General features: G+C 61.2%; 19 protein-coding genes. 15 read left to right on the top strand and 4 right to left on the bottom strand.

Going from position 1 to position 16,842, the window contains the following annotated elements; translation table 11 throughout:
* Window positions 1-48: 48 nt before the first annotated feature.
* The 14 genes from KHU30_RS03930 to KHU30_RS03865 all read left to right on the top strand — a co-directional run bounded on the left by KHU30_RS03930 (window position 49) and on the right by KHU30_RS03865 (window position 13,379).
* Window positions 49-927: an alpha/beta fold hydrolase gene (locus KHU30_RS03930; protein WP_211441311.1), complete on the top strand. Its 879-nt coding sequence runs from the start codon at window positions 49-51 to the stop codon at window positions 925-927.
* Window positions 928-952: 25 nt separating this feature from the next.
* Complete coding sequence (gene leuC / locus KHU30_RS03925; RefSeq protein WP_211441310.1) at window positions 953-2,377, top strand: 3-isopropylmalate dehydratase large subunit; 1,425 nt, start codon at window positions 953-955, stop codon at window positions 2,375-2,377.
* The gene (gene leuD, locus KHU30_RS03920) at window positions 2,370-3,011 is read left to right on the top strand and encodes a 3-isopropylmalate dehydratase small subunit (RefSeq protein WP_211441309.1); all 642 of its coding nucleotides are present in this window, start codon (window positions 2,370-2,372) and stop codon (window positions 3,009-3,011) included. The genes leuC and leuD overlap by 8 nt, the downstream gene beginning before the upstream one ends.
* A 72-nt stretch (window positions 3,012-3,083) precedes the next feature.
* Window positions 3,084-3,581 carry a GNAT family N-acetyltransferase gene (locus KHU30_RS03915; RefSeq protein WP_211441308.1) on the top strand — a complete coding sequence of 166 codons (498 nt, stop codon included), beginning with the start codon at window positions 3,084-3,086 and terminating at the stop codon, window positions 3,579-3,581.
* A gap of 111 nt (window positions 3,582-3,692) precedes the next feature.
* Complete coding sequence (locus tag KHU30_RS03910; protein ID WP_211441307.1) at window positions 3,693-4,718, top strand: NADP-dependent oxidoreductase; 1,026 nt, start codon at window positions 3,693-3,695, stop codon at window positions 4,716-4,718.
* Window positions 4,719-4,797: 79 nt separating this feature from the next.
* Window positions 4,798-5,091 (top strand): putative quinol monooxygenase, encoded by a 294-nt coding sequence (locus KHU30_RS03905; protein ID WP_211441306.1) that lies wholly within the window; start codon window positions 4,798-4,800, stop codon window positions 5,089-5,091.
* A 489-nt stretch (window positions 5,092-5,580) separates the two neighbouring features.
* The gene (locus tag KHU30_RS03900; RefSeq protein ID WP_230427174.1) at window positions 5,581-7,209 is read left to right on the top strand and encodes a S10 family serine carboxypeptidase-like protein; all 1,629 of its coding nucleotides are present in this window, start codon (window positions 5,581-5,583) and stop codon (window positions 7,207-7,209) included.
* 78 nt (window positions 7,210-7,287) lie between these two features.
* Entirely contained in the window at window positions 7,288-7,659 is a 372-nt protein-coding gene (locus KHU30_RS03895) for an EF-hand domain-containing protein (RefSeq protein ID WP_211441304.1), read from the top strand.
* Between the two features lie 252 nt (window positions 7,660-7,911).
* Entirely contained in the window at window positions 7,912-9,450 is a 1,539-nt protein-coding gene (locus tag KHU30_RS03890) for a DUF1800 domain-containing protein (RefSeq protein WP_211441303.1), read from the top strand.
* A gap of 205 nt (window positions 9,451-9,655) precedes the next feature.
* Window positions 9,656-10,897: a DUF1501 domain-containing protein gene (locus tag KHU30_RS03885; protein WP_230427173.1), complete on the top strand. Its 1,242-nt coding sequence runs from the start codon at window positions 9,656-9,658 to the stop codon at window positions 10,895-10,897.
* A 128-nt stretch (window positions 10,898-11,025) separates the two neighbouring features.
* The gene (locus KHU30_RS03880; protein ID WP_098496913.1) at window positions 11,026-11,352 is read left to right on the top strand and encodes a YbjQ family protein; all 327 of its coding nucleotides are present in this window, start codon (window positions 11,026-11,028) and stop codon (window positions 11,350-11,352) included.
* Window positions 11,353-11,354: 2 nt separating this feature from the next.
* On the top strand, window positions 11,355-11,657 hold the full coding sequence (locus KHU30_RS03875; protein WP_211441302.1) for a hypothetical protein: 303 nt from the start codon (window positions 11,355-11,357) through the stop codon (window positions 11,655-11,657).
* An 88-nt stretch (window positions 11,658-11,745) separates the two neighbouring features.
* Window positions 11,746-12,699, top strand: a complete 954-nt coding sequence (locus KHU30_RS03870) for a cupin-like domain-containing protein (protein ID WP_211441301.1) — start codon at window positions 11,746-11,748, stop codon at window positions 12,697-12,699.
* 71 nt (window positions 12,700-12,770) lie between these two features.
* On the top strand, window positions 12,771-13,379 hold the full coding sequence (locus KHU30_RS03865; protein ID WP_211441300.1) for a glutathione S-transferase family protein: 609 nt from the start codon (window positions 12,771-12,773) through the stop codon (window positions 13,377-13,379).
* Between the two features lie 32 nt (window positions 13,380-13,411).
* On the opposite strand, the gene KHU30_RS03860 is transcribed toward KHU30_RS03865, so the two are convergent.
* Complete coding sequence (locus KHU30_RS03860; protein ID WP_211441299.1) at window positions 13,412-14,158, bottom strand: sulfotransferase family protein; 747 nt, start codon at window positions 14,156-14,158, stop codon at window positions 13,412-13,414.
* A gap of 271 nt (window positions 14,159-14,429) precedes the next feature.
* Window positions 14,430-15,128, bottom strand: a complete 699-nt coding sequence (locus KHU30_RS03855; protein ID WP_211441298.1) for an aspartyl/asparaginyl beta-hydroxylase domain-containing protein — start codon at window positions 15,126-15,128, stop codon at window positions 14,430-14,432.
* 202 nt (window positions 15,129-15,330) lie between these two features.
* Here KHU30_RS03855 and KHU30_RS03850 point away from each other — a divergent pair, with 202 nt between their 5' ends.
* Window positions 15,331-15,840 (top strand): GNAT family N-acetyltransferase, encoded by a 510-nt coding sequence (locus KHU30_RS03850; protein ID WP_211441297.1) that lies wholly within the window; start codon window positions 15,331-15,333, stop codon window positions 15,838-15,840.
* A 6-nt stretch (window positions 15,841-15,846) separates the two neighbouring features.
* Here KHU30_RS03850 and KHU30_RS03845 read toward each other — a convergent pair whose 3' ends face one another.
* Both KHU30_RS03845 and KHU30_RS03840 read right to left on the bottom strand, forming a co-directional pair.
* Entirely contained in the window at window positions 15,847-16,167 is a 321-nt protein-coding gene (locus tag KHU30_RS03845; RefSeq protein ID WP_211441296.1) for a DUF6916 family protein, read from the bottom strand.
* An 82-nt stretch (window positions 16,168-16,249) separates the two neighbouring features.
* Window positions 16,250-16,840, bottom strand: a complete 591-nt coding sequence (locus tag KHU30_RS03840) for a phage tail protein (RefSeq protein ID WP_211441295.1) — start codon at window positions 16,838-16,840, stop codon at window positions 16,250-16,252.
* Window positions 16,841-16,842 lie beyond the last annotated feature (2 nt).

Genomic DNA, 16,842 nt, shown 5'->3' with positions numbered 1-16,842 from the left:
AATCGAGCCGCCGGCTATACAATCTCTTCATCAAAAGGAGAGCGAGCAATGTTTCCAGGATTCGCGCATGGCGTGGCCGAAGTCAACGGCACGCAGATCAAGTACATCCGGGGCGGCGGCGGCCCGGCCTTGCTGCTGTTGCATGGCCATCCGCAGACCCACGTCATCTGGCACAAGACGGCTGAGCGGCTGGCCCGCCAGTTCACCGTCGTCGCCGCCGACCTGCGCGGCTATGGCGACAGCGGCAAGCCCGCCGGCCTGGCGGATCACAGCAACTATTCCAAGCGCACCATGGGACAGGACCAGGTCGCGCTGATGGCGCAGCTGGGATTTCCGCAATTCCTGCTGATGGGACACGACCGCGGCGGCCGCGTGGCTTACCGCATGGCGCTCGACCATCCGCAGGCGGTGCGCAAGCTGGTGCTGCTGGACATCGCGCCGACGCTGGCCATGTATGAACAGACCAGCATGGCTTTCGCCACGGCTTATTACCACTGGTTCTTCCTGATCCGCCCGGCGCCTTTCCCGGAACTGCTGATCGGCTCGCATCCAGAAGAATATCTCAGGCACACGATAGGTGGCCGCAGCGCCGGCCTGGCGCCGTTCACGCCGCAAGCTTATGCCGAATACCTGCGCTGCCTGAGCGATCCGGCTACGATCCACGGCATCTGCGAGGATTACCGCGCCAGCGCCGGCATCGACCTGGAGCACGAGCGGCTGGACCTGGCGCAAGGCAACAAGATCGAGTGCGCAACCAAGGTCTTATGGGGCGCCGACGGCGTCATCGGAAAATGCTTCGATCCGCTGCGGGAATGGGAGAAGCTGGCGACGCATCTGAGCGGCAAGGCGCTGGCCTGCGGCCATTACATTCCGGAAGAAGCGCCGGACCAGCTGCTGGCCGAAGTCCTGCCATTTCTCGCCGACTGAACGACTGAACGCCGGAGACCATACCATGCCACATCGCACGCTATATCGAAAGCTGGTCGACAGCCATACCGTCGCCGTACTGGATGAACAGCACGTGCTGCTGTATGCCGACTTGCACATCATGAACGAATACACCAGTCCGCAGGCGTTCAGCAGCTTGCGCGCCAGTCATCGGAGCGTGCTGCGGCCGCGCCAGCAGCTTGCCGTGGTGTCGCACATCATCCCGACCCATCCGGTGAGCGTGGACAACCGCGTGATCCTCGATCCGGCATCGGCGCTGCAGGCCAGCAATCTCAAGCGCAACTGCCGCGAGTTCGGCATCAAGCTGTTCGATGCCAACCATGAAGAACAAGGCATAGAACACATCGTCGCGCCCGAACACGGCTGGATCCGTCCCGGCATGGTGGTGCTGTGCGGCGACAGCCATACCACCACTTACGGCGCGCTGGGCGCGCTGGGATTCGGTGTCGGCACTTCTGAAGTGGAGCACATCCTGGCGACCCAGACCCTGGTCTACCGCCTGGCGCAGGACATGCGCGTCAGGGTCGACGGCGCGCTGCCGGCGGGCACATCGGTCAAGGACCTGATCCTGTTGATCATCGCCCGCATCGGCGCCCAGGGTGCGCGCGGCTACGCCGTCGAGTTTGCCGGCACGACGATAGCGGCGCTGTCAGCCGAGGCGCGCATGACCTTGTGCAATATGGCGGTGGAAGCGGGCGCCAGGGCGGCCTTGATCCAGCCCGATGAGACGACTTATGCCTATGTCAGGGCGAAGGCGCAGGATCTTGGCGAGCAGGATTTTGCCCGGGCGCTGGGCGACTGGCGACAGTTATATTCGGATGAAGAAGCCGTATTCGATGTCGAACATGCATTCGCCGCGCAGGAAGTCGCGCCGTTTGTCACCTGGGGCACCAGTCCCGACCAGGCGATTGCGGTCAATGCCCTGATTCCCGATCCGGCGCTGGCAGGCGACGAACAGGCAGCGGCGACGACGGCCATGGCCTTGCAATACATGGGCCTCTCGGCCGGAGCTGCAATTGCCGGCCTGCCGATAGACCGCGTCTTCATCGGTTCCTGCACCAATGGCCGCATCGAGGATTTGCGCATCGCCGCCGCCATCGTCGCCGGCAAGCGCGTCGCCGCCACGGTGCGGGCGATGGTGGTTCCCGGTTCCGGCGCAGTGCGGCGCCAGGCCGAGCAGGAAGGCCTGGCCGCCATCTTCGTCGACGCCGGTTTTGAATGGCGCCAGCCGGGCTGCTCGATGTGCCTGGCGATGAACGACGATGTGCTGGCGCCGGGCGAGCGCTGCGCCTCCACCACCAACCGCAATTTCGAGGGCCGCCAGGGCAGGGGTGGCCGAACTCATCTGATGAGTCCGGCGATGGCGGCCGCCGCCGCGCTGAGCGGCTGCATCAGCGATGTCCGCAACTTGGAGAAGCAGCATGTCTGAGCATAAACGCATCGAAGGCATCGCCGCGCCGCTGCTGATCGATAACCTCGATACCGACCAGATCATGCCCAAGCAGTTCTTGCGCACGATCACCAAGGAAGGGCTGGACCGGGGCGTGCTGTTCGACCTGCGTTTTCATCCTGACGGCAGTCCCAGGCCGGATTTTGTGCTGAACCGTCCTGAATACAAGGACGCCAGCATCCTGGTCGGAGGCTCCAACTTCGGCTGCGGTTCAAGCCGGGAGCATGCGGTATGGGGTTTGCAGCAATTGGGAGTGGGAGCCGTCATTGCGCCCAGCTTCGGCGAGATTTTTTTCAGTAATGCGTTGAATAACCGCTTGCTGCTGATCGTGCTGGAGCAAGACCGGGTTGCCTTGCTGTTGAAGACATTGAACACCAACAGGCACCGTCTGCTTATCGACCTGGAACAGATGCAGCTGTCGTGCGGATCGCTGGCATTCGCCTTTACGCTGGGCGAACGGCACAGGAAGATGATCGTCGAAGGACTGGACATGGTCGGCGCGACTTTGCAATTTCTGCCCCAGATTATCGCCTTCGAGAATCGCCATGAAGCAGCTTCTCCGTGGGCCAAGGTGCTGCCGGCAGATGAAGGCAATCATGGGCATATCGCATGATTTGCGCTAGCATCGCCTAAGAGGCGCCTCGGGGCGCCGGTTGAAAGCGAATGCTACGCGATGAAAGAAACCATGTTCAGTATCATGCCGATCCGTGCCGAGCACGCTCCGCAATTCCACCAGGTGCTGGACGCCATCGCGCGCGAACGCATTTACCTAGGACAGACAGAAGCGCGCTCGCCGGCCTGGGTCAGCAACTTTGTCGCCAACAATATCAAGAACGATTATGCACAACTCGTTGCCGTGCACGGCGAGCAGATGATCGGCTGGTGCGACATCCTGCCCCATCCCTTGCCAGGCTTCGGCCACGGCGGCACGCTCGGCATGGGCGTGCTCAAATCCTGGCGCGGCCAAGGCGTCGGCCAGGCCTTGCTGGCGGCGACTATCGAAAGCGCCCTGAGCCGCGGCATCACGCGGGTCGAGCTGGAGGTCTATGCCGGCAACGCCGCTGCGATCGGGCTTTACCGGAAACATGGCTTCGTCGTGGAGGGCGTGAAGCGGAAAGCAAGGTTTCTGGATGGGCGGTATGACGATGTCGTCATGATGGCGTTGCTGGTTGGGATGGCCTGACGCACACCAATTGATTCCGGCTGCTGCCGTCCAGTCCGCTTTATGTCCGAGCCCAGCGCAGCTTTGGCAATTTAGCTACACTGTGAGGCCAACAGCAACCAGGCTTCCAACATGCACAACACCTACCAGAACCGCCAGTGGTTTTACGTCAAGCGTCCGGATGGACGGGTCAGCAATGATCATTACGAATTGCGTGAAAGCGAACTCGACGGCAACCTGGCGACCAATGAAGTGATCCTGCGCGCCAAATTCATCAGCGTCGATCCGTATATCCGCATCCAGCAGCACGAACGCAATACCTACGATGTGCCGCATCCGCTGGGGATCGTGCAGCGCGCCGGCGTGGTCGGCGAAATCGTGGCGTCGGCCAGCCCGTTGTACCAGGCTGGCGACTGGGTATCGGCCTATAGCGGCTGGCAATTGTATGCGCGTTGCCATCACAGCGAATTGACCAAGCTCGATCCCGGCGCTGCGCCGGTTTCCACCGCGCTCGGCGTGCTGGGCATGCCGGGACGCACCGCCTGGTTCGGCCTGACCGAAGCCGGCCGTCCGCGTCCGGGCGATACCTTGCTGGTGTCGGGAGCCGCGGGTGCGGTCGGTTCGCTGGTGGCGCAGTTCGGCAAGCGGGCAGGGTGCCGCGTGATCGGCATCGCCGGCGGCGCGGAGAAGTGCCGGTTCCTGACCGAGACGCTCAAGCTGGACGGCGCCATCGACTATCGCGCGCATACAACGCCTGAAGCATTGAGCGCTGCGATCCAGGCGGCTACCGGCGGCGTCGATATCTACTTCGACAATGTCGGCGGCCCTATCACCGATGCGGTCATCCCGCTGATCAAGCGGCGCGCCCGCATCATCATCTGCGGCGCCATCAGCCAGTACGACGGCGGCCTCGATACGCCTGACCTCGGTCCGCGCTTCCTGCAGCATATGCTGTTCCAGCGCGCCACCATCCAGGGCATCCTGGCGCGCGACTACACCAGCCGCATGGATGAGATGCTGGCGGTGGTGGCGCCTTGGGTGAAAAGCGGCGAAATCGTGTTCCAGGAGACCTATGTCGACGGTTTCGAACATCTGCCGGATGCGCTCAACAGTTTGTTCGAGGGCAAGAATATCGGCAAATTGCTGGTGCGCGTCTGATAGCTTGATCCGGCGGCATTGCAATGCCCGCGGGGACGGCTAAACTCTAGTCGTCCATGCATGTCACCGGGAGGTCGCAATGGCTAATCTGGGTCTGTTCGTCAGGCTGGAAGCCCGGCCAGGAAAGGAAGCCGAGGTCGAGGAGTTTCTGCGCGACGGCTTGGCAGTTGTGCAACAAGAGCTGGCGACCACCACCTGGTACGCCATCAAGCTGGGGCCGTCTACCTACGGCATCTTCGACACTTTTCCTGACGAGGCGGGCCGCCAGGCTCATCTCAACGGGCGGGTAGCCGCCGCGCTGATAGGCAGGTCGGCCGAACTGTTTTCGCAGCCGCCGGCCATCGAAAAAATCGATATCCTGGCGTCGAAGTAATCGGGAAAACGGATTGCCGGACGGTTCGCCGCATGCACTGCGGCGCATCCTCGTTTGCCTGCGGCCAGCCTCTGCGCTGTGCACTACGGCTCAATTGAAACTTTCCTTGAAGAAATGTATTTTTGTAGTATACCTTTGAGGTGGCGGGGTCGAATCTCACTCGGTTTATTGAAGCGGTGAGAGTCGCCGGCCAGGCCGCAAGATCTTGCGGCTGCCTATCCAATCTGCATCCATCCATGAAGCACCGAAGCGGTCGCGCGGACAGAGTTCGTCTGTTCAATTGTAAAAAGGGAGAGTAGCAACAGCTTGCAGGCGGCGACCGGGAGACTACCTGGCGCAGCAAGCGATGGCGAAGTAACGGTAGCGCTTTTGTCAGTCAAGTCACCCGGTTGTGCCGCCTGGCGGCATGTCTCTAACAAGAAAGGGCAAGAGATGAAAACAGGTCGTCCCATGAATGCCAGTACTGCCCCCCGTACAATCCGAAGGACCATGCGCGCGGCGGCGCTTGCCGCAGGACTCTGCGCGATTTTTTCTACGCCGGCGGCGGCCGAAGTGTTCCCGCCCGACCAGCCCTACATGGATAACACAGCCTACGCATTCGGCCCCGCTGACGGGCTGGCGGCGTCGATTGTCAATGAGAAGGCCGCCGTCGCCTATCATCAGCTGACTTATCGCGAAAGCGGCAGGCGCGTGGACTACGCCACCACCACCGGACACCTGACCGCGACGGACGCCAACGGCAAGCCTGAGGCCTCGATGTTCTACGTTGCCTATACCGCAAAAAACCGCGGGCCGTGGCCGCGTCCTGTCACTTTTTTCTATAACGGCGGCCCCGGATCTTCGTCGATCTGGCTGCGCCTGGGTTCTTTCGCGCCGAGCCGGGTCGCCACGCCTGATCCGTACACCACCGGCTGGCCCAACTTCCCGCTGGTGGATAACCAGGAGAGCCTGATCGACACCACCGACATGGTGTTCATCGATCCGCCGGGCACCGGTTTCTCTGAGGCGGTCCTGCCGAATACCAATCAAACGTTCTGGGGCGTCGATCAGGACGCCGGCGTGATGCGCGATTTCATCCTGCGCTATCTTGCGGTCAATCCGCGCCCGCATTCGCCGATCTACCTGTACGGCGAATCGTACGGCACACCGCGTACCGATGTGCTGGCGCCGTTGCTGGAACAGGCCGGCGTACGACTGAGCGGCATCATCCTGCAGTCTTGCATCCTCGACTACAACGACCAGTATCCGAGCGCATCGGATCTGCAGCGGGCCACCGACTACCTGGTATCGCTGCTGCCAGGCTATGCCGAAGTTGCAGCATTCTTCGGCCAGGTCACGCCGCCGCCGTCCGGCGTACGCAGCTTCGCCCGCCGCATGCGCGATTTCTCGACTGATCGTTACGCGGAGTTCCTGCCTTACGGCCCGACCTTCCTGGGCCTGGCCAATCCGCCGGTATTCCCGACACCCGCCGTGTATGCGCAGATGTCGCGCCAGAGCGACATCAACGTGAGCGCTTTGCAAGCCTACCTGGGGGCGAATCCGCTCAACACCACGCTGGTGCCGGGCTACACCATCGGCGGGTATGACGGCCGCGTGTCGGCGCCGAACGACAGCCCGATGCTGGTGGGCGATTCCGATCCGTCCGATGCCTTGATCGCCAAGCCGTTCCCGGCGATTCTCAGCCAGCAGCTGCCGGACTACCTGAAGTACACGGCGCCGAACGCCACCTACGTGACCTTGAGCAATAGCGCGAACAGCAACTGGGATTTCAGCCATGGCGGGCTGCCGGTGCCGGATACGCTGCCCGACCTGCTGGCCGAAATCACGCTCAATCCGCATATCAAGGTGCTGGTTGAAAACGGCTACCACGACCTGGTCACGCCATTTTTCATGACCGAGAAAGATCTGGGACGGCTCAAGAGCGTTGCCGGCATCCGGCCTGACATCCAGGTGACGCATTATGCCGGCGGCCACATGATTTACCTGGACGACAGCTCGCGGCCGCGCATGAAGGCCGACCTGGTCGATTATTACCAGGACCGGCGGATAAGGGGCGCCATGCGGTTTGCAGAGCTGCCGGCGCCATGGTCGGATATGGGGCCCGCTGGCACGCCATAGGTACGTGAGGCAATACGCGGAACCGGCGCCGACGGCGTCCGGATCGACTATGATGAAGAAAGGCGTATAGGAAATCCTATGAAAAATACATTTTATCTAATGGTATTTGCCCTTTGTGCAACGGCAGGCCTGGCGCAGGCCAGCGATACGGCTGCGACTCCGGCCGGCATTGCGAAGCAAGGTGTGGAAGGCCCGTTCTTCCCGGCAGCGCGGCCGGCGGCGCCAGTCGCAGCGGCATCCACCGGCGACACGCTCAAGGCGCAAGCCATGAGCCGTTTGAAATCGAATTTCGATGCCGCCGATGTCGCCAAGACGGGCACGCTGACCCAACAGCAGGCGCAGAAAAGCGGCCTGGGCTACGTGGCTAACAATTTCGGCAAGATCGACGTCAACAAGTCCGGCAAGGTGACATTCGACGATGTGAAGCAATACTTGCAGTCGCAGCCGTAATGGAGAGCGGGCTCCCGGCCAGGGAGCCGACAGGAAAAGCGCAGCCGTCCGATTGGAGGGCTGCGCTTTTTTCTGCCGCCGTGTTCCGGGCGAGATTTGCGTGAGCCGAGGTAACTTAATGTGGCCTTTACAGCTGGTTACAATCGATACATCTAGGTGGTGGCAGAGGCTCATCTGAAATGCGTTAATGTAGTCAATGCGAGAGGCATTTCATTTGCTTCCAATCCTGATCATTCCTGCCGGTGCCCATCCATGAAACTGCCCATCCGCTTCGCCGTACTTACACTGCTCTCGGTCAGCGCCCTGGCGGCGATGGCCGCGCCCTTGTCCAGCGATCAACAGGCCTTGCATGTGCTGGACAGGCTGGGCTACGGTCCCAAGCCGGGCGATATCGAAAGGGTCAAGCAGATGGGCATCGAGCGTTATATCGACAGCCAGCTGCAGCCGGAAAGCATTCCCGTGCCGACGGCACTGTCTCAGCGCCTGAGTACGCTCGACGCCAGCAACGCCAGCGCCGGCGAAGTGCTGTCCGAGTTCCTGGCGGTACGCAAGGTCGCCAATGACGGCGACGACGCCGCCAAGCAAAAGCGGCGCGAGGTGGTCGGCAAGATCGTCGAGCAGAATGCCGAAGCCAGGATCGCCCGCGCCATCGACAGCCCGCGCCAGCTGGAAGAAGTGATGGTCGATTTCTGGTTCAACCACTTCAATGTGTACGGCGGCAAGGGCCTGGACCGGGCCCTGATCGGCAGCTACGAACGCGATGCGATCCGGCCTTATGTGCTGGGCTCCTTCCGCGACCTGCTGGGAGCGACCGCCAAGCATCCGGCCATGCTGTTCTACCTGGACAACTGGCTTTCCACCGGCAACGATTACCAGGCGGGGCAATTCAGAAAAGGCGCCGCCCAGGGACCCAAAGCCAAGGCCACCGGCCTCAATGAAAACTATGCGCGCGAACTGATGGAGCTGCATACGCTGGGCGTGGATGCCGGCTATACCCAGAAGGACGTGACTGAACTGGCGCGCATGCTGACCGGCTGGAGTTTCGATCCGCGCGAGCTGGCGCGCAACAACCGTACTTTCCGTTTCGACGCGCAACGCCACGACATGGGCGACAAGGAATGGCTGGGCCATCACGTCGGCGCCCAGGGCCAAGGCGAAGGGGAGTTCGCCCTGGACGTGCTGGCCATGCATCCTGCCACCGCCCGCCACTTGAGCTATCAGCTGGCGCAGTATTTTGTCCAGGACAATCCTCCGCCGCAGCTGGTGGAACGCATGTCCAAGCGCTATCTTGAAACCAGGGGCAACATCCGCGAAGTATTGCGCACCTTGTTCCACAGTCCTGAATTCATGGCTGCCGGCACTGTCGGCGCCAAGTTCAAGACGCCTTACCAGTATGTGATTTCGGCGGCGCGCGCCGGCCAGATGCCGATCGCCAATGTCCGTCCTTTGCTGGGCGCCTTGAACCAGCTCGGCATGCCGCTGTACGGCGCGCAAACGCCGGATGGCTACAAGAACACCGAAGCAGCATGGCTCAATCCGGATGCGCTGGCGCGGCGCATCACGTTTGCTGCCGCGCTGGCAGCCGGGCGACTGCCTTTGAACAAGGCCGTGGGCCAAGACAATAACGCCGCGAATACGCCCGCCGCTGCCGAGCCGCCGCTCGACGCCGACGCTTTGCTGAACACGCTCGGTCCGGCGATTTCGGCCAAGACGCGCGCCACCATCAACAATAATCCCGCCGCTTTGCGCGCGGCCATGGTGCTCGGCAGCCCGGATTTCATGCAGCGCTGAGCAGTGACCAGATTGAATGTTGGTGTAGTGCTTCGCACATAATGCCACTTAATAAACGGCGCCTTTTCGCGCCATGCGTCGTTGCAAATCCTCGCGATAGCCCACTATCGCTCCGGTTTGCGTGGGGCGGCCATCCGCCTAGCCTGACACGAAAATGCACCATTTCTTAAGCACCATTACGTACGAAACACTACACCAGGAGACCATGATGGACCGTAGAAATTTATTGAAGCTGATGGCGCTGACAGGCAGCCTGGTGATCCCGGTCGGCCGCCAGGCCTGGGCCGCGGTCGGCGACGACAGCAGCGCCACCCGGCGCAAGCTGGTGGTGGTGATGCTGCGCGGCGCGGTCGACGGCCTGAACGTGGTCGCGCCATACGGCGACGCCAACTATGCGCGCCTGCGTCCGACCATCGGCCTGGCGCGGCCCGGGCAGGACGGCGGCGCGCTGGATCTGGACGGCTACTTCGGCCTGCATCCGGCATTGGCTTCCTTGCAACCGCTGTGGGAACAGAAGAAACTGGCTTTCATCCATGCCTCGGGATCGCCCGACGCCACCCGCTCGCATTTCGATGCCCAGGATTATCTTGAATCAGGTACGCCTGGCAGGAAATCGACGCAGGACGGCTGGCTGAACCGCCTGCTGACGGTCTTGCCCGGCACGGCAACGCCGACCCGGGCGATCAGCATCGGTCCGCTGATGCCGCGCATCCTCACCGGCCGGGCGCCGGCCACTAACCTGGCGGCGGGTGCCGCAGGCACCAGGCAGTCGATACTCGACCGGCCGCAGATCGGCAGCGCTTTCGACCAGATGTATCAGGGCAGCGATAAATACGCCAGCGCCTACCAGGACGGCCGCGATGCGCACAAGGAAGTCATGACGGCTTCCATGCAAGATGAAATGAAGGCTGCTAACGGCGGCGCGCCATTGCCGAACGGCTTTCCGAACGACGCCGCGCATCTGGCCAAGCTGATGCGCAACGATCCCAAGATCCAGATCGCTTTCGTTGCGTTGGGCGGCTGGGATACGCACGCCAACCAGGGCAACGGCAAAGGCCAGCTGGCCAACCGGCTGGCGCCTCTGGGGCAGGGCCTGGCGACGTTGGCGCAAGGCCTGGGGCCGATGTTCGACGACACCGCCATCGTGGTGATGTCGGAGTTCGGCCGTACCGCGCGCCAGAACGGCAACGGCGGCACCGATCACGGCCATGGCAATGTGATGTGGGTGCTGGGCGGCGGCGTCGCCGGCGGCAAGGTGCACGGCGACTGGCAGGGCCTGGGCGAGGGCCAGCTGCATGAAGGACGCGACCTGCCGGTCAGCACGGATTTCCGCTCCGTGCTGGCGCAGGTCAGCGAACGCCATCTGCGCCTGAGCGACCAACAACTGCTTCAAGTCTTCCCGGCGATGCCCGCGGCCAATCCCGGACTCAATTTCCTGCGCAGCTGAATCGCTCCTTTCTAGTATTTCCCTTCTTTTGCTCAGGCCTCAAGCCATGCCGGCCTGAGCAAAATTGTTGCCGCCTGCTTGCTGCAGTCAATTACAATTGAAATCCGGCAATACGCAAAGAGGGAAACATGCTCGTCGTTACAACAGAAAATATCTCCGGTTATCGCGTCAAGGAAGTCAAAGGCCAGGTATTCGGGCTGGTGGTGCGCAGCCGCGGGCTGGCCGGCAACATCATGGCCGGGCTGCGCTCCATCATCGGCGGCGAAATCACGGAATACACGCAATTGCTGGAAGAAGCGCGCCGCCACGCGGTCGACCGCATGGTCAAGAACGCCCACCGGATGGGCGCCAACGCCGTGGTGATGATGCGCTTCGACTCTTCCGAAATGGGCCAGACCATGAGTGAGATCGTGGCCTACGGCACGGCCGTGATCATCGAACCCGTGGCGCCTTGACCATGTTGCGCCTGGCCTTGCTTGGATTCGCCGTGCTGCTGACCGGCGCGGGCATTTTTTGCAACTTGAGCGGCGCGCCGGCGGCGTTTCCGTTGACCACCTGGGGCTTGATTCTGGTGGTCGCGGTGCTGGCGGAGCGCTGGCGCTATAAGCGCAAGCACCTGCCTGACGACGGTTCATGGCAGGAAACCGGGGAACGCTTCGTCGATCCGGAATCAGGCCGCCTGATGGCCGTTCAATACAGCCCGAACAGCGGCGAGCGGCGCTATGTCGCCGTCGGCGAAGATTCCGGGATCGCGCCATAATAGGGCCGAACCGTGGCCGGAACCGTGACAGAAACCATGGCCGAGAGGCGGCAAGCAGCGCCGCCGCAACGTTAACCTGCATTCAGACATGACACAAATACTAGGCCCCACATTCAAGCTGGTGGAACAAATCGATGTATCGGAGCTGGCGCAAGCCGGCGGCTTTGGCAGCCGGACCCGGCCGTTATTGGTCAAAGGCGCTTTGCGCGACTGGCCGGCGCAGCAGAACTGGTCGTTTGAAAAGATGGCGCAGTTGCGCCATAAAGACGGCTCGGAGCCGGTCCGCAAGTTCCAGAACGGCTTGGTCGAACAGGGCGAAACCCAGGAACGGCCGTTGCTGCCGATTGCGCCTTATCTGCGCGAGCTGGCAGAGCTTGCCAAGGAGCCGGTAAGCGAACAGGCGGGATTGCTGCCGAAGCAGCGGTTGCGCCTGTTGCAGCCGGGCGAGGAATTCCATCTCAACTGGGCGCACATGCAATCGTTTACGCCGCACCGCAATTACCTGGCGCAGTGGAGCATCCTGGAAGATTTCCCGCAGCTGCGCAGCGATTTCGATATCCGCAGCTTGTGGCCGGGCTGGCGCTGGACCTGGGAGTCGGTATTCATGGGGCCGGCCAACACCCACACCGGACTGCACCGCGACGTTCCCAACAACTGGTTCTGCCAGGCGCGCGGGGTCAAGGAATTCGTCATGTTCCCGCCTTCGGAAGAAGCGTTCATGAGTCCGTCCAACAAATACGATTGGGGCGCCACGCTCAGCACCATCAATATCGCCCGTTTCAACGAGCATCCGGAACAGCTGCGCGCGCTGGAGCAAGCCAAGGGACTGTACGCGCGGGTGGAGCAGGGCGATGCCTTGTTCATTCCGAAACGGACCTGGCATGCCGTGGTTTCGCTGGCGCCGTCGATCAGCCTGGCGGTATTCGGCCTGACCGCGAAAGAGATCCTGCTGAGCGGCGTGCCGACGGCGACCAAGGACTTGCTGCACAATATGCATCTGTACCGCTGGGGGCATTGCATCTGCCACAAGCATATTGCCTGACCGCGTTCTCGGCATCACGAGGACGCCTACTCACAAATGATTGAATCACAAGCGCTGTCGAGGAGACCGGCATGAAGCTGTTTTATTGCGAGTTTTTGAACCCGAGAAAAGCCTGCGCAGTCGCGCGTTATCTGGAGCTGCCGGTGGAATTCGTTCGGGTCGATATCGGCAAGGGGGAAAACAAAACGCCGGAATTCCTGGCCATGAACCCGAACGGCAAGGTCCCTGTGCTGCTGGACGGCGACAGGACTCTATGGGAATCGAACGCCATCATGTGCTATCTGTCGGACCTGGCGCAAGCCGACCTGTGGCCGCACGATGCGCGGCAGATCGATGTCATGCGCTGGCTCAGCTGGGATGCGGTGCATTTTACGCGCCACGCCTCGGTCTTGTATTTTGAGTACGTCGTCAAGCCAATGTTTGGCTTGCCGCCCGCCGAAGCTGCCGAACTGGCAGAGGCAACGAAATACTTCAGGACCTATGCCCGCGTCCTCGATACTCATTTGAGCGACAGGAAATTCCTGGTGGGAGACGGCTTGACTGTCGCCGATTTCGCGGTGGCCATCAGCTTGCCTTATGCCGACAAGGCGCATTTGCCGTTGGCCGATTTTCCTGCAATCCAGCGCTGGCATGAGCGGCTCAACGAACTGCCGGCATGGCGTAAACCATTTCCCTCTTGATGCGGGACATCTCTTGAAATGACGGTCGCGTATCAGCCGGCCAGTTTTGCCCGCAGTTGCTCAAGGCGGGCATACAGCGCCTGCGCCGGCTGAAGATCTACGGACGCGCACGATTCATTCTTTTCTTCTGCAAATCCCTGTTCCGGATATTTTGCGTGAAAACGCGAACGGACTGCCATCTCCGCTGTTTCTGCTTGATCCAGGGCTACGCCCGAAAATCCGGCCAGCCGGCGCACGATGTCAATGCCGCCCTGCCTGTAGTCCAGTAGGAGTGAACGATCGTCTGTTTCGGCGATGCGCAAGAATTGCGAGTAATAATATTCCAGCACCTTGGCGATATAGCGGTCGCCGTCATAGCTTGCCGATTCCGCTTGCGACATGCCGAACAGTCCCGGTTCAAGCAGCCCTGGCACTGCCTGCATTCCGCGCCGCTTCTGATGTGAGAAAACCACTTCATCCGGGCTGCGGTACAGCAGTATGAATGGAACGTCCGGGTAGAGTCTTCTCAGCGTGCCCGCAAAGAAAACGTGCCAGCTGTCGAGCTTGATGAATAAATGCTTTTCCTGCCCAAGCCTGCGCCGTCCCAGCAAAGCAATGCTGGCTTTCAGCGCTGCTTCCGCTGCAGCAGAATCGGCCTGGTTGAGGGACATGCGCAGCAATTCATCGATCAAGGGCACTTCAGAGAGGGCGATATTTTTTTCGCTCAAGCCAAGCAGTTGCGAGACCAGGGTCGAGCCGCAGCGCGAAACATGGAAAATAAAAGCGCTGGGGGCAAGCACATCGGCCGCGGCTGTTGCGCGTGCCGTCAGGTATTCCAGCGAGCTGATGCTGGGAAAGCGCCGGTTGGCAGGGGCGCTGGCTTTGCAACGTAGAATCGTGTCGGAGAAAAACGGTTCGGCAATGCGCTTGCCTTCCAGGTCGAGCCAGAGGCAACGCCATTGCTGTTCTTGCCGCACCAACTTGTAAGGTATCCATTGTCCGGTCGAGGCCGCTACATCATCTTGCGGTATCTCTTGCTGCCTCGCCTGCCGCCTCGCTTGTTCCATTGCGCTATTCATCGCTAGCCGCCTCGGCTTCCAGCTGCCTGATCAATCGCTCTGCCGTATCGGTTTTCATTTCCGATAGCCGGGCAATCACCATGGCGCGCGTTGCGCTGTCAAGCCTGCGACTGCGCGCTTCTTCATCGAAATCGTAGCCGGCCTGGCGGAACAATGCATCTGACCAGCTATTCCTTTTGCAGTCCAGGATCAAATTGGTGCGCGCTGTGGCCTCGCAATTTTCAACACTGTGCGGCTGGCTGAAATCGGCATACCAGCATTCGCCTTCCCGCATGTCCAAAGCATGTCCGCCAACCAGGAATCGCACTTGCGTGCTGGTTTCGATCGGAATGTGTACGCGAAAGACATCAAACTGATAGCCGGTATGCACATCCCGATGTTCCTTGATGAACGCGCCGGGGGCCAGGCGCAGCAGCCTGGCCGACTCTATCTCGCATTCGAAGAGGCCAAGGACGCTGGCGATGTAGGGGCAAAGGCCGAGCACAGGCGTATCGATATGGCCGGCGCCGCCAGGATGGGAATAGATATCGTCCGCCTTGCCGGAGGCAGAGCGCAGCGCCAGGCCGGACCACAGGCCGGAATAGTCGTCGGTATGGAAATGCCGCGGCCAATCCATGGTCTCGCACGCCTGCAAATCCTTCAGCAATTCGTCGGGATCAAAGAGAAGCGGCAATTTGAGGAATTTATTCATTCGACTACCTTCAATCCAATTGATGCGTCGGTTGCCGCGTTTCTCAACTGGCCTGCGGTCCAGGCAAAAATCTTGCGCCGAGGCACTTTATTTGAGGCGCCTTCATCCGTCAAGCCAGCTTCTGTTATAAGCTGCTCCAGCAGTGTGATGTCCGCCGTAGTGACGGCCACCTTATCTATTTCAATTTCTGAGAAAACTCAGCATGCTCACTTCTTCCTCTGCCATGCCCGCCGGCATTTCCCTGCGGCCCGCCACCGCCGGCGACCAGCCCTTCCTGGCAACCCTGTATCGTTCCGCCAGGCCAGACCTGCAGTTCATCGACGGTGAACCCGAATTCATCGAAACGGTGATCGCCCAGCAATACGCCGCGCATACCCAAGGCGCCGGTGAAGAATATCCGAACGCCATGCATTTCGTCATCGAGAAAACCCAGGCCGCGGTCGGTGCGCTGGTGGTCGATTTCGGTCACAACGAAGTGCGCGTGATTTACATCGCTTTCATTGCCGCCGCCCGCGGCTTCGGCTACGGCAAGGCAGTCCTGCGCGGCGTGCAGCAAGCCGCAAGCAATGTGCAATGCCCGGTCGCGGTGGTGGTTTGGCACAACAATCCCGGCGCCAAGCGGATCTACCTGGAATTGGGATTCCAGGTGGAAGAATCGGAACTGATGGCCGATCGCATGGTGTGGTATCCAGGCAAGCAGCGCCAGTCTTGAATCGCGTCAGCTGAACACCACCTGGAAATATGCGCCGGCCGGATCGCGTCCGAGCGGCGCCAGGCGCGACACGTACACGCCTTCCAGGCGCTCGCGCTGCGGCATATCGATCGCGCATGGGCCTTCGAGAAAAGCCGTCGCTTGTTGCGCAGTCAAGGTGACGATGAACGGCAGGCGCTGCTGTTCCGGCGCATACGGATTGCGGTATTGCGCTTTCACATTCACGCTGTCGACCAGCACCGGCAAGGTGCTGCCGTCGGGCAGATGCAGCATGCAGACCTGTCCGGTCGAAGGGGCGAAATAAGCGGCGTCAACAAGTTCTAGCATCGGATTTGATCTGTCGGCAATGAAAAGACGGAAGCGAAGCTGGCCGGCTGCCGGCCAGCTCGCTGTTGCGGCCCGTTAGTCGTTAGTTACGGGACGGGAAAATACCCACCAGCGCGATGCTGAAATTCAGCGCCAGGTAGGGGTTCATGGTGCCCACGGGTGCGTTGCTGCCGGTGAGGGCGTTGGTGACGGTGCCGCCGGAACTGCCGCTGCTGCCGCCCAGGGGAATGGTGCCTGCGGCCGAACCCCAGATCGCTGCGCCTTGCGGGCCGGCAGGCGAGCCGGACAGGATGTTGTTGGTCGCCGTCGGCGCCAGCAGGTTTCCGCTGGTGTTGGTCGACACCATGTAGCTGCTGCCGCCCGACGGCGTAAACGTGGCGACGTGGGTATGGGACGGCAGATTGCTGATGGAGATCTCAATGTTTTCCGTGCCGGACGCTTCGCCGATCACACGCGGCGTCAAGCCGAGTCCGGTGCCTTGGCCAATCGGCACCCGTCCTTGCAGATTCGGCAGCTGGAAATTTTGCGTACCGTTGCCGCCATAGTTGGTGCCCAGCAGCGAGAATAGGGCTGCATATTGCTGAATGGCGAGCGTCTGGCCGTTGCATAGCTGCCAGCCGCTGGGATTAAATTGAAAACCGAAAGTCATTATGCTGCCGAGAAATGCTTCCATGG

It is taken from the genome of Collimonas humicola (genome assembly GCF_018304945.1).
In the GTDB taxonomy this organism is placed as follows: domain Bacteria; phylum Pseudomonadota; class Gammaproteobacteria; order Burkholderiales; family Burkholderiaceae_D; genus Collimonas; species Collimonas humicola.
The sequence above is the reverse complement of the archived record's forward strand: the minus strand, read 5'-3'. Positions and strand labels throughout refer to the sequence as shown.